Below are 20,059 nucleotides of genomic sequence, written 5' to 3' on the forward strand. Positions count from 1 at the left end.
ATGATTGCTCTAACACAAATCATGGATAAACAAGATGAAATTTTCGCAGTGGAGTCTTTTGCTGAGCACTTTAGTAGTATTGCCGAGCTTGGCTGATACGGACGTATACCTCACCAATAACTCAGACCAACCATTAACCATTCAGGTCAAACACGATGGCAGTGATCTGCTGCAATACGGAGAAGAATGGCAGCAACACGTAGAAGTATTAGGCCCTTGGGAAACAAAGCCCGTACTGAGTTTTAATCGTTGGGAAGGGGTGAAATCGGGTCAGAACTATCGCTTTGAAACTGTCGTATCTAACCCGCAAGGTGAAAGCATTACACTCCACCAAGTCATGGAAGGACATTGGTACAACTCGACCATTGAGTACGGTTTGTCAGCCGCCGACGTGAACTTGGCATTAAAAGACGATCGCACGATTCATCGTTCACATACCGAGGCGTTTGGCTCTCGCAGCGCAGAGCTAGCATTTAAATCGGATAGCACCGCGCGTTATGACGATTTGTACTACACCGTCACACCAAGCAAAGTGGATGAAGCCGTCGATAACAGCGAGCAAAATCTCAAACTGATGACTTACAACATTTGGGCCTTGCCTGCGATTGCGTCACATATTGGTGAACGTTACGAGTTAATCCCCGATTACGTAAAAGGCTATGACGTACTGGCATTGCAAGAGGTTTTTGCTAGTGGTCGTGATGCATTTTTACGTGAGCTTGCAAAAGAGTACCCATACCAAACGAAAATGTTGGATAAAGATGGTTTCAACGTTTACGACGGAGGCGTAATCATTGTGAGCCGTTACCCTATCGTCAACGAGGCACAATACGTGTTCCCAGATTGTTCGGGTACCGATTGCTTCGCTGATAAAGGCGTAAACTACGCAGAGATCATCAAAGGTGGTCAGGCCTACCACGTTTTTGCTACACATACCGCGTCTTTCGATACTGATACAGCGCGTGAGTATCGTCAGCGTCAATTTCAACAAATGCGCACTATGGCGCAGTCTCTCAACATTCCGAACAACGAAACGGTCGTGTACAGTGGTGACTTTAATGTAAACAAGCTGAAGTTCCCTGGAGATTACCAGCAGATGATCGCAAACCTAAGTGCGATGGAGCCTCAATACTCTGGCTATACAGCGTCTACGTTCGACCCTCGTATCAATAACTTCGCAGGCGAAGCACTATCTGGTGGCGAAAATGTGGAATACCTCGATTACGTCATGGTGAGCAACGAATATGGCGTGAAATCGTTTAACGACAACCGCGTTGATGTTCCACGTTCAACGGCAGAGGGGTTGTGGAAACATTACAACCTGTCGGATCACTTCCCTGTCAGCGCCGTGATCAAGCCATGAAGCTTAGCTTACTAATCACTGTGTCCGCCGCTTTGGCGGGCATAGTTTGGTTTTCAGTCAATGTCGACGAGCGCGATCACTTAACGCAGCTTTCTTCGGAGTTGCAGGATAAATCAATCGCATTGGTTGATAGTGATTCGAGGCCACCCCAGCGCCAAAGCAGTACTCAAAAGTCCAAGTCAAAATCAGACAACATGCCCACTGAGACTCAAGATCTTGCAGAGCGACTAAACCGTTCTAAAGGTCGAGCATTGAAAGCAGAAATCGAGACGTTTTGGCACACCTGTATGTCCGAGCTCAATTGCGAATCCAAACTTAATGAACTAGCTATAGATTTGTCTTCAGATCGTTTTAATTTGTTAGCGAACTACCATCAACTCGATGGTCTTTGGCAGCAAAGCGTTGGCAATCTGTTGTTTGATGAGCAGCAACCGCTCGCCTCTCGTATCGCGCGATTAAAATCCGAAGCGAGAAAGATTTGGGGAGAGCTCGCTGAGGTTATTTTCGCCGATGAGTTCGCACTTTACGACTTCAGCTTACAAGCCGAGCAACTTGACGCCGTATCGGCTCAAGATTACGTGAAAGCATTCGAGGATTTAATCACCGAATGGCAGGGGAACGAAAATGCCTTGGGGTTAGACAGCAACCAAACAAAATATGAACGAGCGGTGGCTCTGATCCCTGCAAGTATGAAGGGGATCGAGAGACAAACCTTGATTCAAGAGTTGCAGAAAAACTATCTGTCGGAACAAGAAAGGAAACAAATCCGCACTCGTGAACAACAAATAGCAAAACAAAAGCAGCAAGTTCGCAGTTATCAAACCGAGCTAAAACAGCTCGAATCCAGATTGGCAACGCAAAGAGCCACCAGCCACGCGAGTTGGTCTGAATCTGACTGGCAGCATTACTATCAACAAGAGATAGCGAATTTTCGTCGCGAGTTCTTTGCTTCATAAGGTGCGCATACAAAAAAGGCACGTAGCAGGTTAGCTTTCGCGCCTTTTTACTTTGTGTTCCCGAACCTATTTCAGAACAAGTTCAAGCCAAACACACTCTTAACATCGGACAAAACTTGTTCTGTTTTTTCTCGAGAGACTTGGCTGCCATGTTTAAGAATCTCGATAAGTTGCGCTTTGTCGTTCAAATACAACGCCCGTTTCTCTCTGATCGGACGCAGCATTTCTTGAAGGCATTCTTCCAATACTTTTTTCGTGGTTCCATCTCCTAGCCCGCCACGGCGATAGTGCGCTTTGAGTTGCTCGACATGCTCTTTGTCAGAGTGAAAAGCATCGAGATAAGTGAACACAATGTTGCCTTCTACTTGACCAGGGTCTTCGATGCGCAAATGGCTTGGGTCGGTGTACATGGATTTTACTGCAGCTGAGATTTCCTTTTCAGTCGCCCCTAAGTTAATGGCATTACCCATGCTTTTTGACATTTTATTTTTGCCATCAGTACTCGGTAAACGTGGCGCATCGCTAAGCAACGGACGGCACTCTTTTAGGATCTCTTGTCCGCCAAGGTGGTTAATCTTTCTCACGATTTCATTCGTTTGCTCAAGCATTGGTAATTGGTCATCCCCAACCGGAACAAGTGTAGCGCGAAAACCCGTTATATCAGCGGCTTGAGAAATTGGGTAAGTCAGGAACCCTGCAGGAATTGAACGCTCAAAACCTTTGCTTTGAATTTCATTTTTTACGGTTGGGTTACGCTCTAAGCGAGCAATTGAAACTAAGTTGCTGTAATACATCGTCAATTCTGCGAGGGCTGGCAGCTGAGATTGCAAACAGATAGTGGTTTGAATGGGGTCGATACCAACTGCAAGGTAATCTGCGACTACGTTTAGAATGTTCGAAGATACCTTTGAAGGATTGTGCGCGTTATCGGTCAGGCCTTGCATATCGGCGACCAGAATGGTTTGGTCATGCTCCGATTGTAATGCCACACGCTGTTGTAACGAACCGACGTAATGACCAAGGTGTAAAGGCCCTGTAGCTCGGTCCCCCGTGAGAATGATTTCGCGTTGTTGATGCGTTTCTTTGATGTTCATGGTTATCTCCTAGTCAAAATAGATCGCTACTGGAGATAAAAAGACAAGACACTCTTCGCTACCTTCCAGCAGCGTAAGAATGTAAGAATTCCGCGCCGCTCTACATAGAGCGCCACCAGAAAAAGTATGATGATGAAGGTGTGAAGAATAAGTTCATGCGTCTTAAGCTAACAGGGACTAAGACAATGCTCAATCCCAATGTGAAGAAAATGCAGTGTAAAAATTTGCCCGATTACATCGGCAAGGACATTGCGATAACGAGAACAGCACCAAATACCGAACCAGAAACAAATGCACATAGAACGGTTTTGTTGTGTTTACTTTTCATCGATGGACTCCTATTTATCACCACCAGAGCCGCACAAGGAATGAGCACGGCTCAACTTCATTTCACTTGTCGGCGCTGGAGTTCTGTTTTATCTCCAGTGCGATAAGTCGGAGTAGTAAAACAATATATGCAACCTTCGACCAGTCGAGCTTGGTCAAACTGAGATATTAGGCTCATATCGGAATGCAACGTACATCCTAATCAACATAAGAATAAAATTTCATCGCTTCCCTATTCCCCGCCCCCTAGTTTGTGGCTTAATAGCGAAACAATAATGACTTTTTTCTTTTTTGCTGCGGATACTTACATGGATTCTGTTTTACATCAGTTGCAATTCTCTTTGTCGATCACCGGCCCCATCTGCTTAATGTTGGTGCTTGGCGTTATCTTTAAACGGTTTGGTCTCATCAACGATAACTTTATTGAAATAGGCTCTAAGCTGGTTTTTAAGGTCACGCTGCCAGCCATGTTGTTTGTCAGTATTGTGGCTTCTGAGCATGATTTTTCTGCCGCCAGTGGTTTCATCAACTACGGCGTAGTCGCGAGCATTCTGTTTTTTATTTTCACCTACATATCCGTTTCTATTCTGTTTAAGTCTTCTCCCGATCAGGGCGTGTTGATTCAAGGTGGGTTTCGCGCCAACACTGGCATTATCGGCATTGCATACGTTGCGAATGCTTATGGTTCACAGGGTGTCGCATTAGCTGCTCTGTATGTCGCCATCACCACATTTATCTACAACGTTCAAGCGGTGATCTGCCTATCACCCAAAGGCGCTACGTCTGCCTCTCAAGCAGCAAAAATGATGGGAAGAACACTGACGAAGAACCCGCTTATCATCTCAATCGTTTTAGGTATGCTTTTCTACTTGTTGTCGATTCCGGTTCCAAACGTAGTCATTGATGCGGGTAACTATCTGTCGAAAATGACGTTGCCGCTCGCATTGTTATGTACAGGTGGCTCGTTGGATTTTAGTTTGATGAGAAAGGAAAAAGGCCCGTCTTGGTTTGCAAGCAGCTACAAGTTAATTGTTGCCCCAGTGTTTATCACGTTAGGCGCGTATTTTGTTGGTTTTCGAGGTATTGAATTGGGGATTTTATTCTTCATGAACGCCTCACCCGTTGCGGCAGCGAGTTACGTCATGGCCCGCTCAATGGGAGGAAACGCGGTACTGGCAGCCAACATTATTGCTTTGACAACCGTGCTTTCAACCGTCACCTGCACGTTCGGTATTGTGGTTCTAAAATCGTACGGTTTGATCTGAAAAATGATATAAAAAAGCCTCAGAACATAGCTGAGGCTTTACAAAAAGGCTTAGATTTAACGCAGAGAAAACGCTTACGAATGATTGGCTAATGTCATTTTCCTTACCAAACGAAAAAACTCTGCCGACTCATCTTCTGATAAACAAGAGAAGAACTCGCGCTGCAAGTTCCTCATTATTTGATGAACTTTCTTTATCGTTGCTTCACCTTCTTTCGTCAAACTGAGCATTTTCAGTCGTTGGTTCGCCTCACTCTTCGAAACGCACACAAAACCACGTTTTTCCAAGTTATCGACCATGCGCTTTGCAACGCTTCGTTCGGTCAAAACGGCATCGGCTAACGCTTGTTGACTCATTGGCTGAAACTCTTCTAACGCTGCCAACGCACTGGCCATCTCTAAGGTCATCTGATTTTGACGACATAACTCTGCTTGCGCTCGGTTGCGATACATCCGTTGCATCACCCCAGAGACAAACATTGGGCTTTGATCCAAAACGGAGATAGGTGAAATTTTTTGCTCTTTCATAGCCGCCTATTTAACTTATGGCTTCATGTTATGCTTTCTGACCTTTTTATGAGGAATTCGAAACGTGATCACTCTTCCTAGGCTTCATTCAAAATCGGTGGCGTATTAAACCATCGAGTTGAAAGCATAAACAAAGAGCGCTTACGCGCCCTTTTATTATGTTTATTGTTATTAGTATAACTCAGTTAAGCTTACGAAGTCTTACTCCGCCTTGTCCGTTGCTGAAGCGAGTTCTTGAGATTGCTCTTTCTGCACTTCTTTTTGAGCACGGCGATCAAACAAACGCTCTACCACAACAAAGAACACCGGAACAAAGAAGATACCAAGCAAGGTCGCACTGATCATGCCGCCAAGCACACCAGTGCCTACCGCGTTTTGACCAGCAGAGCCCACGCCAGCACTGATTGCCAACGGAACCACACCCAAGCCAAACGCCAAGGACGTCATGATGATTGGACGAAGACGCACACGCACCGCGTGCAGTGTAGCTTCAATCAGACCTGCACCTTTCTCGTAATATTCTTTCGCGAACTCAACGATCAAAATCGCGTTTTTCGTTGCCAAACCCACTGTGGTTAACAAACTCACTTGGAAGAACACGTCGTTGTCCATTCCACGACCCAGTACTGCGAGCACAGCGCCTAATACGCCCAAAGGTACAACCAACACGACCGCAAGCGGTACAGACCAGCTTTCATACAACGCAGCAAGTACTAGGAACACGACCAAAATGGACAACGCATACAACATTGGAGCTTGGTTGCCAGACAAACGCTCTTCATAAGAGATGCCGTTCCAGTTCACCGTAAAGCCTTCTGGTAACTGCTCAACCATCGCTTCAATCTCAGCCATTGCTTCACCCGTACTGACACCTGGAGCCGCGCCACCTTGAATGTTCATCGCGGCTAGGCCATTAAAGCGTTGAAGCTGCGGTGAACCATACGTCCATTCACCACTTGCAAACGCCGAGAACGGCACCATTTCACCTTGTGCATTGCGTACATACCATGAGTTAAAATCTTCTGGCTGCATACGGAACTCTGCGTCACTTTGCACCATCACTTTTTTAACGCGACCACGGTCAATGTAGTCGTTGATATACGCTCCACCCCAAGCGGCGGATAGGATTTGGTTCACGTCGTTGATGCTGACATCCAGCGCGCGCAATTTAACGTGATCTACATGCACTTGGTACATTGGTGCATCAGATTGGCCATTCGGACGAACACCAACTAGTTTTGGATTCTGCGCTGCCATTCCCAGTAATTGCCCTTGTGCGGCAACCAATGCTTCGTGACCAAGGCTCAGGGAGTCTTGTAGATAGAAATCAAAACCCGTTGCGTTACCCAACTCTTGGATGGCAGGAGGTGCAAACGCAAATACCATGGCTTCTTTGATGGTTGAGAAGTAACCCATCGCACGGCCTGTCAAAGATGCAGCATCCGAACCTGGCGCTTCGCGCTCAGACCAATCTTTCAAGCCAATAAACGCCATACCCATGTTTTGGCCTTGACCAGCAAAACTAAAACCAGCCACGGTAAACACGGATCTTACGTTGTCTTTTTCTTCTTCCAAGAAATAGCTACGCACTTTATCGAGTGTTTTTTCTGTCTGCTCTTGAGTCGAGTTCGGCGGCAAGATTGCCATCGAGAACACCGTACCTTGGTCTTCATCTGGTAGGAAAGACGTCGGCAGATTCATAAATAACCAACCCGCACCAGCGCTCATTGCCACAAACACCAACAACATGCGCCCAGTGCGTTTTAGCAACTTGGCTACACCAGCCTCATAACCTGCGGTCATCGAATCAAATTTACGGTTAAACCAACCGAAGAAGCCTTTTTTATCCGTAAATTCAGCGTCACCTTTTTTCAGTAACGTAGCACACAGCGCTGGTGTCAGGATGATCGCAACCATCACTGACAACGTCATCGCAGCAACGATGGTGATTGAGAACTGACGGTAAATTACCCCGGTCGAACCTGACATAAATGCCATAGGGACGAATACTGCCGACAAGGTCAAACCAACACCAATCAACGCGCCAGTGATCTGCCCCATCGATTTCTTAGTTGCTTCTTTTGGATCGAGCCCGTCTTCGTGCATCACACGCTCAACGTTTTCTACCACAACGATGGCGTCATCCACCAGCAAACCAATCGCCAGAACCATCGCAAACATCGTCAGGGTATTCACGCTGAAACCTGTCGCGTAAAGAATGGCAAACGTACCCAAGAGTACAACCGGAACAGCAATCGTCGGGATGATCGTTGCACGGAAGTTCTGTAAGAACAGGTACATAATTAAGAACACCAACACAATCGCTTCCAGTAGCGTTTTCACTACTTCTTGAATCGATGCTTCTACAAACGGTGTTGTCTCAAATGGATAAGCGACTTTCAGACCATCTGGGAAGTTTTCACTCAACTCTGCTAAACGCTCTTTGACTGCAGCCGCCGTTTCCAGCGCGTTCGCACCTGTACCAAGTGAAATACCTAAACCAGACGCCGGCAAACCGTTGTACTGACCTTGAATATCGTAACTTTCTGCTCCACGCTCAATACGAGCAACGTCTCTTAGATAAACGTTTGCACCGCTCGCATCTGATTTCAAGATGATGTTTTGGAACTCAGCCACACTGCTTAAACGACTCGCAGAAGAAATCGTCGCGTTAAGCAGTTGACCTTTCTGCGCAGGTGCTGCACCCAATTGACCAGATGACACTTGCGCATTCTGCTCACTGATCGCATTTGCAACGTCAATTGCCGTCAGGTTGAACTGAGTCAGCTTAAACGGGTCAAGCCACACACGCATCGCATATTGAGAACCAAAAGCCTGTACTTGACCCACACCCGTCACACGGCTGATTGGGTCTTGAATGTTGGTTACAACAAAGTCGGCAATGTCGTTTTGTGTAAAATCTGGATCGTCAGAATAAACCGCCACCACCATCAAAAATGAGGTGTTAGATTTGTTCACCACAATACCTTGGCTTTGCACTTCCATAGGAAGCGAAGTCAACGCCAATTGCAGTTTGTTCTGCACTTGAACCTGCGCGATATCAGGATCGGCTTCGCTATCAAAAGTCAGTGTAATGGTCGCATTGCCGAAAGCGTCACTGCTCGAAGACAAGTAACGTAGGTAATCCAGACCTGTCATGTTTTGCTCGATAACCTGAGTGACAGAGTCCTCCACCGTTTTAGCAGAAGCACCAGGATAGCGCGCACTGATGGTGATCGTGGTCGGCGAAATGGTTGGATATTGCGACACTGGCAAGTTGAACAAGGACATGATCCCTGCAAGCATGGTCAGAATCGCCAGTACCCAAGCAAAAACCGGACGATCAATAAAAAATCGAGCCATGATTATCCCTGCTCTCCCGTTTGGATGGTGACTGGGCTACCCGGACGCACCTTTTGCAAACCCGCAGTAATGACTTGGTCACCGGCTTTTAATCCATCAATGATGCGCCATTGGTTGTCTATAACTTCCGCCGTGATGACTGGCGTAATCGCAACGGTATTATCAGCACTCACCGTCATCACCGAAGCTTTGCCTGTTGCATCGCGAGTCACGGTGTTTTGCGGGATCAAAATCGCGCTAGGGTCAACACCAGTAATCACGGTCGCACGCACGAACATGCCCGGAAGAAGTAAACCATCAGGATTTGGGAATTCCGCACGCAAAGTCACGCTTCCCGTACTTTCATCCACGTTAACTTCCGTGAACTTCATTGCGCCTTTGTGCTCGTATGTCGAGCCATCTTCAAGCGTCAATGCGACTTGCGCAGATTGATCTTCTTGCATGTGACCTTGAGAAAGCGCCGCTTTTAGTCGCAGCAATTGAGCAGAAGACTGAACGATATCCACGTTGATCGGATCAAGTTGTTGAATCGTCGTTAGCTTGTCGGCTTGGTTTGCCGTAACCAACGCTCCCGCAGTCACATTTGACTTGCTGATCACGCCACTGATTGGCGCTTTCACACGGGTATAAGTCAAATTGATCTTTGCAGTATTGATCTTCGCTTTGGCTACGAGCACTTGCGCTTTCGCTTCTTTGTAAGCCGCTTCTGCTTCATCCAGATCTTGTTGACTGATCGATTTCTTGGTAATCAATGCGCGGTAACGTTTAACGGTTGCAAACGTCGATTCTTCAGAAGCTTGCGCACGAATCAGCTCCGCTTCTGCACTAAGCAAATCCGCTTGAAATGAAGAGTCATCAATTTGATACAACGACTGACCTTTTTCCACAACGCCACCTTCAACAAAGTTACGTTCTGAAATAATACCCGTTACCTGTGGGCGGACTTCCGCCTCTTTAAATGCACGGCTGCGGCCCGGCAACTCAACCGTCAAAGCTTGTCGAACAGGTTCAACCGTCAACACATTCACTTCGGTTGCGGGAGCGGCGCCACCACCTTGCTCAGTTCCTTCTTGGCTTGGTTGACATCCCGCCATAAACAGGCTCGATGCAATCAGCAGCGATAGCGTGGTTCTACGTCTCATGAAACATCTCTCTTATTTTGCAAGCCCTACAAATATCCAATTCAATGCGTTCTGAATGGCTCGATTATGATTAGTGGATATGCATTTATCCCAAACAAATTAGTTAGAATGATAATTACCCAGTGTTGTACATACAACAAAATTTACGTTTCTATACGCTTGTCGAATGCGTTTGTTGTAAAGGTGCAATAGAACTCTCAGATTTGAAGATATTGTGTTGGAAATCACACTTTTCTGTGTACAAGTGGACGGGTCAAAAAGTGTGTAAATTGATGATAAAAACGGCAAGTGTTTGTACAGAGTTTTGAGGTCAAGTCCAGATTTAATTGATTAAATCCAATTGGCGAAAAGCTACGTTAGACATCAGCTAAAAAAGAGCCCGCACATCAGCGGGCTGTTTCGCATCAATTTCAAATATCAGAGCTTAAACTCGGAACTGGCTGACTTGCTGATCCAATCTCTGAGTTTGTTGTGACAGCATCGCAAGTGATTGCTGAGCCTGCGTGACAATATCAACAATCGATGTACTGCTGTCTGCAATACCCTGAACGTTGGTATTCACTTCATCGCTCACTGTGCTTTGTTGACTCGCTGCAGTTGCAATGTGCGTGTTCATCTCATTCATGCGTGAAATTGCATTGAGAATTTCAGCCAGAGATTCGCTTGCTCGCCCAGCGGATTGAATGGTCTCTTCACTGCTATTTTGGCTACCACGCATCACTTCTACAGCTTGCCCTGCACCAGACTGAAGCTTTTCAATCATAGCTTGGATTTCACCCGTACTTTGCTGCGTACGACTTGCAAGAGAGCGTACCTCGTCAGCAACCACAGCAAAACCACGACCTTGCTCACCCGCTCGCGCCGCTTCAATCGCCGCATTCAGTGCAAGTAAGTTAGTCTGTTCTGCAATGCCGCGAATTACATCTAGTACAGAGGCAATATCGCTCACATCATTATCTAGCGTATTGATCACATGGCTTGCGCTTTCGATCTCTCCAGCCAAGTCACGAATCGAGCCGACCGTTTGCTCCAAAATCACATTGGTATTAGAAAGCTCATCATTCGCGGTTTGGCTTGCAACTGCTGCTTCATTTGCACTCTCGCTCACATTGCGGCTAGTCACTTGCATTTCATGCACTGCCGCAGCAACTGCTTCGCTATCGCGCTGTTGAGAAACTGTCGAATCTGCAATCGTCGCGGTGAGCGAGCTTAAGTTTGCCATCTCTTGACGAAGCGTGTTTGAGCTATCAATCACCTGTGACACGGTCGCTTGGATTTTAGAAACAAACTCGTTAAATACCTTCGCCAGCTGACCAATTTCATCTTGCGTATTAATTTGGATTCGTTGGCTAAGATCACCATCACCTGAAGCGATTTGCGCCATTGCGTCTTTGATGTCGTTTAATGGTTTAAGTACTGTGCGTAGCAGCAGGAATACCATGCCAAGTGCCGCTAAGATCACAACGATGATACCCATTTCTAAAATCGATTCTGCTCGTGCAGTCGCCGCTGAAATGTCTGACTTCAACTCACCTTGCTTATCTTCGATAGCACTTTTCACGACATTGAGCTGGGCGCGAACATCAACAAATTGCTCCTCAAACGTGTTCTTGTGCTCATTGTAGTAGCTTAGCCATTGAGATTGAGGCTTGCTCAACATCACTTCGTAACTTTGTAGCCACTTTTGACCTAAAGTCACCAGTTTTTGCACATCAGCACCGTGTGATGCAGGCATCACTCCCGCACGTGATAGCTCAATCACTTTTTCCATACGCGGCAACGCTTTGTAAGCATTGTCTTTGTACTCGTGAATGTGATGATCAATATCTGCTTGTGTTTCTGCTAAGGCAATGCCTTGAACAGCAGAAGTCGCTTGGTAAAGATCGCGGTACGCATCTTCAATCGTGAACAGGTTGGGTACGATCTGTTCATTTAAGGTGTCGCTTAATTCAGATTGCTTGCTCGTTGTCATAACATTTAATACTGAGCTCACGGTGAACAATCCAATTATCAAAGATAGAGGAATCACTATCTTTTGTTTGATTGTAAAGTTTTGGAACATGAATAGATTCCCTTAATATATATGTACAATTCGTTCACTATCATATCAAACAAATGGACTATTCAACTGAGTAACTAGATCAACTTTATCTAATATTTTTTGTCTTTTTGATAACGGTTCTGTTTTCAACAATTAATTGATTTATAGGAAATTTTCTTTAATCGAGGCAAATCACAAGAATGATGAAAAATAAATGATTCACGACGTAAAAAATGTAACAAAATAGTACTTAAGTTGATTTCAACGTAGCCTGATTTTATTCATATTTTCCTTAGAATCACACCAAACAGTGAATGACGTTAGGCAGATGATCTATTTATGTTTAAAGCTTACAGCAACAAATAAATTGAGATAGATGGATATAAATAGGCTTTTCGAGAAGAATAAAGGAAAGGAAGAAGAAAAATACGAATTGATAAAACGAAAAAGCCCCAGCATTTCTGCTAGGGCTTCGAATGTGGCGGTGAGTGAGAGATTCGAACTCTCGATACGTAAAGCTACGCTTTTAGCATCACCTTCGGCGATGTGCCGTATATAGGTCAATGACTTATCTTCAGTAAGATAGCAAACCCACTGTTGATTGTGTGCGTTTGTGTGGGCTGATTTTACACGATTTTACTTTTTCGATACAGCATATCTCTGCATCCTAATGTAATATTCGTTACTTAACTTTTAATACACAAGGCAGTGGAAAGTTAATAGATGCGCGCTGAAGAGGTTTAGAGCGTCCATTGCTTCCTTAATCGAATACTAAGGAGGCCTAAAATGGTCAATCAGTTTTCTATAACGAAAACCATCATTGAATCGAATCTAAAGCAAACGCACGGAATCACAGCCACTGAAAAGTGCGTTTTGATTACACTTTCTAGTTACTTCGGTAATCAAGAAAACCCTTCCGTGTTCACATGCTACCCAAGCCAAAATCGTATCGCTAGAGAAGTAGGTTGTACTCGTCCAACCGTGAACAGCGCACTTCAAAAGTTTGAGCGATTAGGGTTCTTGAGGGCGAACTACCGCAGCACACCTGAAGGTGGTAACACTTCAAAACTCTATACATGGCTTGGTATTCCAACAACTGAAGAACTGGAATGCGAAAGCTCTGACGAGCCAAGCGAATCTGACGTTGTGGAAACTAGAACGGAAGTAGAAGAAGCACTTACTGAAACGCCAGTAGTCGTGGAGTCTACACCTGCCCTTCAACCTGAGAGTAGACATGAATCAGTGCCTACTTCAGGCTGGTGGGCCGATTTAGAAGAAGCAATCGCTGAAGATGAATCACCGTTCTGAGACGGCCCCTTCGGGGGCTTTCTTCTCTCTTTGACAGAGTATGTAGCATCAGAATACTACCCCTATCCAATCTCGCTATAGGCCTTGTAGCATAAAGCTTCACCCCATGTTCACCGAGTAGACACAAACATACTAAGGAACAGACTAGTTAATATATTATTTATCCTACCAATTAATAAGTACGCTGAAAGAAAAAGAGAGAAATCACAAATAGACTTCCCCCTTTCAGTGCCAATACATGTGGCCGTTCAGTGCATACATTAAACCGTCGATTTCATACAACATGTATACATCATTCGGCCAACACAACTACTTGAAGTGCATCAAGTATCTAATCAACAGCTTGTGTTAGAATCCGTCCAAATCTAACATATTCAATAAGTATCATGAAGTTAAACTACTATACCTATACTATTAAGTTCACGAAGAAGGGAAAAACTCGAAAAGTTTGTATTAAAGACATTGTTGATATCTTTTGTCAGTACCAAACTAACCGAGCCAGTCTAGTAAAAGTTAACAAGGTGACAGAAAAAGAGCTTTACTTCGCCAAAGCAGATTCCTTTGACACTGTGTACTACCTTATGACTCCGACAGATTTGCATGAGTATCGCTCTTTAAACAAAACATCAGGCACGATTACAGACCTTAAAACGCTAATTGGGACTGACAGTTTAGAGAAAGTAACGTATGTTCATATTGATGACAAAAAGCCAGTTATAGGTATCGCATCATCTCGTGGGGGCGCTACTTTTGAAGATTTGGAGTTCTATTTAAACGAAGTTCTAAACGGTTTGTCATCAGATACACCATACGAGATTTCTTTAAAACCCCTGAAATCTGGAGTAGATAGACAAGACGTTAAGAAGCTAAAAATGATTACTCAAGCTAAGGTTGTACTTGATAGTGGCTCTGGTCAGATGGCAAAGTTTGCTAAGCTCCTAACCAACAACAAAGCATCAAACAATCTCGAAATTGAAGTAACATTTAAGCGCTCAAACGCACAAGCTAACAGTATAGAGAAAGACATCGAGCCATTGTTAAGCATTATCGAAACTGATAGTGGCAATAATGAGTTTGTTCATGCGTACTTCCGTGGAAAACGAGACTCCCTGTCAGAGCAAGTCAAAGATATGTACTTAGACCATAGCTTAGTTCTATATGACATGATAGTCCCTAAAGTTAGAGTCTCAATTGAAGAACAGATTGAAGTCAAACGTTACTCCAATCAGCAAGTCGACACTTTAACTGATGAATTTTTCGCTTCAAGAAAGAAAAAACTCAAAGATACAATACCTTGCACCAACTGGGACAAGCTAAAGGATGCTAAATCTTATTAACGAGAGGTTACTTTGATGACAATGCTCGAAGATAATGAAGAACTACAATGGAAAAGAGGGGTTTGGGGTCTTTCATCTCTGGCCGTATTCCTTGTATTCGGCATATACGAAGGCGTAGTTTATATGTCTGGCGGAGGCTCATTATTTCCTAGAATAATGCCCAGCAACATTCCTGTCATCTTAGGTTTTGTGACCACATTTAGCATCACTATGACGGGTTTTATCGCTGCAATAGGAGCCTACCTGCTTACAGTTTCGAGAACTCCAGCTTTTACCGAGTGGCGTGAAGAAGGATACTTATCAGTATTTTTCCACCTTTATGGCGCTGCAATAGTTTTCCTCCTATTGACCTTTGGGCTTTGCATTTTAATGGCTTTAAACAATATGAATATCGTTTGGCTAAAGTTCATTTTATGCACAGTATTAGTAAACCTAATCCACATCATTCTCATAACAATCATCGTAGTAAATCAAGCGAAGTTCGATGACGGAGAAGATGACTAATAGTGAGCTAACATCATAATAAACGGGTTAATGATAACTTTAACATGGCATTTCTTTTCACTTTGTAATTGAAGCCTGAAAGGTAGATTTTTCCCGTTGTTAGCTTACCTACGCTATGCCCTAACAATGAACTTATTAGTTCTTCCTGAATCTCTTGATTAAACAACTCAGTCACCACGTAATGTCGCAAAGAATGAAATGTTACGCCATTGATTTTTAGTTGTTTTATCAAGAGAGAAAAGAACTTACTTGGTTTGCCAACATACCCGTTGTATTTGCTGTATGGCAGGTCAAAGAGTCGTTCATTACCCCCTTTACCTTCAACCAGCTCCTCGAACAACTTCTTTAACTCGTTGCTTATTGGAATCTCACGCTCACTAGATGAATTCTTGAGCTTCTTATCAGTGTGGGAATCATTGATACTCAAACTTGGTTGCTTGCCTAGCTCAATATCACAAACTCTTAACTGTGCTAGCTCATTGAGCCTACAACCTGTTAGAGCTGCAATACGAGGTAGATAGTACTTCCATCTATCCACTTCATTCTTGTATCTCTCAGTGGCTTGTAGGAGCATTTTAAGCTCGCTTTCAGCAATAGCTCTAGTTGGTCGAACTGGTTTCTTCTCTACACTGATTTTAAACCATTCAGCTTCAACCTTATGCCCTAGGCGATTGAAACAGCTAGAGAGTAAACGGAGTTTTTTCTTCATAGTAGTAGCGCTACAAGTCTGTGTTTGCTTCCACTTTTCAATGTGAGCACTCCTCACACTATCTAGTGTCGTTGACGGAGCAAGGCACTGAACAAAACTAAACCAACAGTTTCGATATTCTGTCTGGCTTTTAGCACTCAAATCCGTAAGGCACATCATAATATCAACGCTGTTAAGTAGTTGACTCTCCTTCCTTTTCTGACCTCGAAAGTCATCATATATTGACTTAACTTCATCTATGGTAGGGTTGGTAACTTGAAGGATTCGACTTGCTAAGTCGGAAGCGAGCCGAACAGCCGTTAAGTAATCTCTGGTTTTTAAACTTAATGTAGGCTGGTGATGCATGCCATTATTCCTAATGCTCCATCGAAAGGTATAAACACCTGTTCTACTGGTAAAAAGGTACAATGCTTTGCGTGAAGGTAAACGATGGTTTGATAGCATGTGTTAGCTCCAGTGTGGGCTATTGCTATCTTGTAGAACCTTAAGATATGAAAAAAGGCCTGATAAATCAGACCTTTTAGAATGTGGCGGTGAGTGAGAGATTCGAACTCTCGATACGTTGCCGTATACACACTTTCCAGGCGTGCTCCTTCAGCCACTCGGACAACTCACCGAATCAAATTGTGGTTAGCATTCTTGGCTAACGAGGCGCTAATTTAATGATTATGAGCCTCATGGTCAAGGCTAAACCGTAAAAAAAGCCTTCTTTTACACTCGTTTGCTCACTAAGTAACTAAATTGAACAAAACAGTGTCAATCAAACGCCTTGATGATAACCCGGAACGCGGAACCAACGACGGCACATATCCAAAAAGTAGCCGTATAACACGCCCATTCCACAAGAAACCACAGCGTTGCTCGCAACTGCCGTAACAATTTGATCATATGATGCACCAACGGCTAAAAGAATGCCGGCGTACACAGGTGATTGGAAAAGCACATACGATACAAGATCAGACACATTTTTCATGAAAGAGGAAGGTGAAAGTTTGTTACCTTGGCGCAAAACCCAATCACGGAACATGCCATAAGGCCAAGCAATCGCAATATTTACTGGTATAGACAACGTGCGTGATGCCAGAGACTGCTCAAACGTCATTCCTGAAATCAAAATCTCGATAATCATCCCTGTAATAAAGCAAAAAACAACCATAGCAAAAGTATCCGCTGCGGCATGACGAATACAAAATGGTCCACGAGACTTCATTTACAACCCCTAAAATCAAACACTGCAATTAATAAAGAACTAAATATGATTAACTGCCACACAACTTAATTACCAGTTAATGACACTATTAAATCACAACATTTGTAGATTATGGCTCTATATTTAAAATGAAGTTGTAAATTAATAACCAACTTTAGAAACAAAAGTAGTTTTTTTCACCGTTTTAGAGAAAAAACAGGATTTTAAGGGTAAAAAAGGCACAAAAATATGGAAATGGCTTACTTTTAAGAGGGTTGAAAATGAGTAGATGGTATAGAATTGGAACAAAATTTGGTTTTATTACACCAATTGCAAACGCTTATGCTACCTAGATATAAAAACTCAGAGTATAAATGACGGCACAAAGCACTACCGATATGGTAAAAATACGCTAAAGTTCAAGAAGCGTCAAAAGAGCGGCGAAGAAAACAAATGGACTGCTTTTTTTACCTGTATATTACGGCGTAGCAAGTAACATAGTTAATGTGTCTATATCTTCCTGATCGGGTGGAGATTGACGCAGTAGATCGCGTTTAATCCTAGTGATTACCTCCGACAATACCTCATTTGTATTAGGTTGAAGGCTATCCATTATAGCAAGTAGCGCATCAAGCGCGTCTCCGAGATTGCCATTATCTAGAGCGACATAAAAGCTAATCAGCAAAGAATCGGTTCCCAACACTTCCAATGCTTGTTGATTTTGCTTGGTTTGATATTGATACAGTAAATCGGCATGTCGGTACAAAGCATCATCCAGTTCGGACTCCACTATTGGTTTAGCAATGATATGGTCAGCGCCTACGCCTAACATGCGCTCTTGGGTCTCTTTGAACACATCTGCAGTACAACCAAATATCAGTACCGACTTCGCAGCGCTGCTCATGGAGCGAATTGCTGAGATTGCCCCAACTCCATCAAGGACAGGCATATGGTTGTCCATCAATATTAAATCGAACGGCTCTACAGCTATTTTATTTACCGCTAGCTGCCCATTTTCAACACTTGAGCATTCAAAGCCCTTTGCTCTTAAGAAGGTTTCCATAATGATGGCGTTGGTTCGATTGTCCTCTACTATCAAGGCCTTCAAACCATTGCAATTGAGCTTGTGCCTATGTCCTGATTCCACTTTCCCCGGTTCGCAAGGAGAGATCTCAACTTCAACCGTAAATGTAGTGCCGATATTTTCTTGGCTTTGCACAATCACATGACCGCCCATGTGCTCGGCGATCTCTTTGACAATTGCAAGGCCAAGGCCAGTCCCGCCGAAGCGCCTTGTGGTTGATGATTCTGCTTGCTCAAATGGGCGAAATATACGTTTTTGCGCCTCTTTAGATATCCCTATTCCCGTGTCTTTTATCGCGATAACCAACACAGTTTTGTCATAGTGAGTTTGCTCACTCAGCGTCACTTCAACAATGCCTCTATCAGTAAACTTAACGGCGTTATTGAGTAAATTAAACAACACTTGACGAAGGCGCGCTTTGTCGTTGTCATACCAGCGCCCAACTGGGACTAACGACATCACCTTAAACTGCAATCCTTTCTCTGCACACAAGGTATGATAAACGCTTTTTATACTGCCGATGATCGATTCTATGGGGAATGGCGAGTTCGAAAACTCTACATGTCCCTGCTCTATCTTGGAGTAATCAAGAATCTCGTTCAGTAGCGTCATCATGTGATCACCAGAATCGTATAATGTACTGAGGTGTTTTCTTTGTTCGTCCGTTAACGGCGTTTTGAGCAGGATTTGGGCGGTGCCGAGTACCCCATTCATCGGCGTACGGATTTCATGCGACAAAGTGGCAAGAAAAGCAGTTTTGGCATTTGTCGACGCTTGGGCTTTTACTCTCTCTTGTTCGAGGTAAATGGTCTTCTCGTTGAATTTGGTAATGAGATGACCGATTTCGTCCTCACTTCCGTAATCGATATCAATGATCCCGCCAGTTTTGGAATCATCAATTTTTGTAGCGATTCGTACGATAGGTTCGACAATGTATCGGTTAAGTAAATAGTACCCAACGAGAACGCATAGCAATAAGAATGGGATGATGCCGCCTTCAACACTCATGACTTGCTCGAACACTTGATCTGCCACTTTCGCCTTAGCATTGACAACTTCTAGCTTCCAATGAAATTCACCAAAATCGAGTTTACTAATGTACATTTGTTTGGTGATTTGAAAGTTGTGTTCGATGATGACATTCGAGTTAGCATCTCGAATGACCACCCCCAAAGAGTATTGGTTGGTGTGCTCACGAATGAACTGGAATAAGGCCTCCAAAGAAAGGTCGACCGTCGCAACGCCTGCAAACTCTCCATTTTTATAATACGGCGCAGAGGCGGTAATCATTTGAACTTGAGTGAAAGTATCAATATACACCGCAGACCAACTTACCGTGCCTGACGGTCGTTCAGCGGCTGCGCGATACCACGGCTCATTGTCATAACCGCCAGATTCTGGATTGTTGTATGAATGAATCTGATCGATGTTCCCCTCACTGTTCTTGTTAAAGAACAAACTGGTAAACCGCCATCGTTCTTCTTTGAGTTCTGGTTTAGGCCACAATCCACCACTGACGATGATCTCGTCGCTTAATCTTAAAATCTGAGGGATGGTCGATTTAAGGGAATTGCTTTGGTTTGAGCTTTGCGCCAGCCCAACCAAGCTATTCAGTACGCCCGTGGATGTGATGAGCGGCTCTTTTATCTGGGAAGCAAGCAGTTGGGTACGTAAATCGAGATTTCTTTCTAGTTTGTCACGGACAGGTGGCTCAACCACCAAGTACACCACCGACCCTATCGTAGCGATAAAAAAACACAGGTACAGTGTGAGAGCGAGAATGCTTTTTTTTCTAAGTGACGAACGAATTTCCATATCTGTAGACGAATCATTCCCTAATATCGATTTAT

Annotated in this window: 14 protein-coding genes and 1 tRNA gene; 6 read left to right on the forward strand and 9 right to left on the reverse strand. The window is 44.1% G+C overall.

Features of this window, described 5'->3' with window-relative positions; all coding sequences use genetic code 11:
* The first annotated feature begins 34 nt into the window (after positions 1 to 34).
* Together ACYJZR_RS10130 and ACYJZR_RS10135 are read left to right on the forward strand one after the other, a co-directional pair.
* Positions 35 to 1,363, forward strand: a complete 1,329-nt coding sequence (locus ACYJZR_RS10130; RefSeq protein WP_029847807.1) for a sphingomyelin phosphodiesterase — start codon at positions 35 to 37, stop codon at positions 1,361 to 1,363.
* On the forward strand, positions 1,360 to 2,319 hold the full coding sequence (locus tag ACYJZR_RS10135) for a hypothetical protein (RefSeq protein WP_025609728.1): 960 nt from the start codon (positions 1,360 to 1,362) through the stop codon (positions 2,317 to 2,319). Before ACYJZR_RS10130 ends, ACYJZR_RS10135 begins: the two co-directional genes overlap by 4 nt.
* 71 nt (positions 2,320 to 2,390) lie before the next feature.
* Here ACYJZR_RS10135 and trpS read toward each other — a convergent pair whose 3' ends face one another.
* Positions 2,391 to 3,413: a tryptophan--tRNA ligase gene (gene trpS / locus ACYJZR_RS10140; protein WP_005459886.1), complete on the reverse strand. Its 1,023-nt coding sequence runs from the start codon at positions 3,411 to 3,413 to the stop codon at positions 2,391 to 2,393.
* Between the two features lie 635 nt (positions 3,414 to 4,048).
* Between trpS and ACYJZR_RS10145 the strand changes: the two genes are divergently transcribed.
* On the forward strand, positions 4,049 to 5,005 hold the full coding sequence (locus ACYJZR_RS10145; RefSeq protein WP_031791931.1) for an AEC family transporter: 957 nt from the start codon (positions 4,049 to 4,051) through the stop codon (positions 5,003 to 5,005).
* Positions 5,006 to 5,079: 74 nt separating this feature from the next.
* Here the strand turns inward: ACYJZR_RS10145 and ACYJZR_RS10150 are convergent, their stop codons facing one another.
* From ACYJZR_RS10150 to ACYJZR_RS10165, 4 genes are all read right to left on the reverse strand, one after another.
* Positions 5,080 to 5,532, reverse strand: coding sequence for a MarR family winged helix-turn-helix transcriptional regulator (locus ACYJZR_RS10150; RefSeq protein WP_015296501.1), 453 nt, complete (start codon positions 5,530 to 5,532; stop codon positions 5,080 to 5,082).
* Positions 5,533 to 5,733: 201 nt separating this feature from the next.
* Positions 5,734 to 8,895, reverse strand: a complete 3,162-nt coding sequence (gene vmeB, locus ACYJZR_RS10155; RefSeq protein WP_023585417.1) for a multidrug efflux RND transporter permease subunit VmeB — start codon at positions 8,893 to 8,895, stop codon at positions 5,734 to 5,736.
* Positions 8,896 to 8,897: 2 nt separating this feature from the next.
* Positions 8,898 to 10,037, reverse strand: coding sequence for a multidrug efflux RND transporter periplasmic adaptor subunit VmeA (vmeA, locus tag ACYJZR_RS10160; RefSeq protein WP_193290477.1), 1,140 nt, complete (start codon positions 10,035 to 10,037; stop codon positions 8,898 to 8,900).
* Positions 10,038 to 10,461: 424 nt separating this feature from the next.
* The gene (locus ACYJZR_RS10165) at positions 10,462 to 12,099 is read right to left on the reverse strand and encodes a methyl-accepting chemotaxis protein (RefSeq protein ID WP_406964817.1); all 1,638 of its coding nucleotides are present in this window, start codon (positions 12,097 to 12,099) and stop codon (positions 10,462 to 10,464) included.
* A gap of 765 nt (positions 12,100 to 12,864) precedes the next feature.
* Between ACYJZR_RS10165 and ACYJZR_RS10170 the strand changes: the two genes are divergently transcribed.
* The 3 genes from ACYJZR_RS10170 to ACYJZR_RS10180 all read left to right on the forward strand — a co-directional run bounded on the left by ACYJZR_RS10170 (position 12,865) and on the right by ACYJZR_RS10180 (position 15,227).
* Positions 12,865 to 13,386 carry a helix-turn-helix domain-containing protein gene (locus ACYJZR_RS10170; protein WP_193282036.1) on the forward strand — a complete coding sequence of 174 codons (522 nt, stop codon included), beginning with the start codon at positions 12,865 to 12,867 and terminating at the stop codon, positions 13,384 to 13,386.
* A 386-nt stretch (positions 13,387 to 13,772) separates the two neighbouring features.
* Positions 13,773 to 14,723, forward strand: a complete 951-nt coding sequence (locus ACYJZR_RS10175) for a hypothetical protein (RefSeq protein ID WP_045620509.1) — start codon at positions 13,773 to 13,775, stop codon at positions 14,721 to 14,723.
* 15 nt (positions 14,724 to 14,738) lie between these two features.
* Positions 14,739 to 15,227, forward strand: coding sequence for a hypothetical protein (locus ACYJZR_RS10180; RefSeq protein WP_052699600.1), 489 nt, complete (start codon positions 14,739 to 14,741; stop codon positions 15,225 to 15,227).
* 13 nt (positions 15,228 to 15,240) lie between these two features.
* Here ACYJZR_RS10180 and ACYJZR_RS10185 read toward each other — a convergent pair whose 3' ends face one another.
* The 4 genes from ACYJZR_RS10185 to ACYJZR_RS10200 form a co-directional block, all read right to left on the reverse strand.
* Positions 15,241 to 16,281, reverse strand: coding sequence for a tyrosine-type recombinase/integrase (locus tag ACYJZR_RS10185; RefSeq protein WP_267343400.1), 1,041 nt, complete (start codon positions 16,279 to 16,281; stop codon positions 15,241 to 15,243).
* A gap of 183 nt (positions 16,282 to 16,464) precedes the next feature.
* A tRNA-Ser gene (locus ACYJZR_RS10190) sits at positions 16,465 to 16,552 on the reverse strand.
* Between the two features lie 144 nt (positions 16,553 to 16,696).
* On the reverse strand, positions 16,697 to 17,146 hold the full coding sequence (locus tag ACYJZR_RS10195; RefSeq protein WP_005459815.1) for an L-alanine exporter AlaE: 450 nt from the start codon (positions 17,144 to 17,146) through the stop codon (positions 16,697 to 16,699).
* Positions 17,147 to 17,603: 457 nt separating this feature from the next.
* On the reverse strand, positions 17,604 to 20,024 hold the full coding sequence (locus ACYJZR_RS10200; RefSeq protein ID WP_140133181.1) for a hybrid sensor histidine kinase/response regulator: 2,421 nt from the start codon (positions 20,022 to 20,024) through the stop codon (positions 17,604 to 17,606).
* Positions 20,025 to 20,059: the final 35 nt, after the last annotated feature.

The organism is Vibrio sp. RC2502 (assembly GCF_054850435.1).

Coding starts and splice junctions, on each gene's coding strand:
- ACYJZR_RS10200 (WP_140133181.1), bottom strand. CDS start 20,024: ATGGAAATTCGTTCGTCACTTAGAAAAAAAAGCATTCTCGCTCTCACA.
- ACYJZR_RS10130 (WP_029847807.1), top strand. CDS start 35: ATGAAATTTTCGCAGTGGAGTCTTTTGCTGAGCACTTTAGTAGTATTG.
- vmeB (WP_023585417.1), bottom strand. CDS start 8,895: ATGGCTCGATTTTTTATTGATCGTCCGGTTTTTGCTTGGGTACTGGCG.
- ACYJZR_RS10180 (WP_052699600.1), top strand. CDS start 14,739: ATGACAATGCTCGAAGATAATGAAGAACTACAATGGAAAAGAGGGGTT.
- ACYJZR_RS10170 (WP_193282036.1), top strand. CDS start 12,865: ATGGTCAATCAGTTTTCTATAACGAAAACCATCATTGAATCGAATCTA.
- ACYJZR_RS10195 (WP_005459815.1), bottom strand. CDS start 17,146: ATGAAGTCTCGTGGACCATTTTGTATTCGTCATGCCGCAGCGGATACT.
- ACYJZR_RS10185 (WP_267343400.1), bottom strand. CDS start 16,281: ATGCATCACCAGCCTACATTAAGTTTAAAAACCAGAGATTACTTAACG.
- ACYJZR_RS10175 (WP_045620509.1), top strand. CDS start 13,773: ATGAAGTTAAACTACTATACCTATACTATTAAGTTCACGAAGAAGGGA.
- ACYJZR_RS10135 (WP_025609728.1), top strand. CDS start 1,360: ATGAAGCTTAGCTTACTAATCACTGTGTCCGCCGCTTTGGCGGGCATA.
- ACYJZR_RS10150 (WP_015296501.1), bottom strand. CDS start 5,532: ATGAAAGAGCAAAAAATTTCACCTATCTCCGTTTTGGATCAAAGCCCA.
- vmeA (WP_193290477.1), bottom strand. CDS start 10,037: ATGAGACGTAGAACCACGCTATCGCTGCTGATTGCATCGAGCCTGTTT.
- trpS (WP_005459886.1), bottom strand. CDS start 3,413: ATGAACATCAAAGAAACGCATCAACAACGCGAAATCATTCTCACGGGG.
- ACYJZR_RS10145 (WP_031791931.1), top strand. CDS start 4,049: ATGGATTCTGTTTTACATCAGTTGCAATTCTCTTTGTCGATCACCGGC.
- ACYJZR_RS10165 (WP_406964817.1), bottom strand. CDS start 12,099: ATGTTCCAAAACTTTACAATCAAACAAAAGATAGTGATTCCTCTATCT.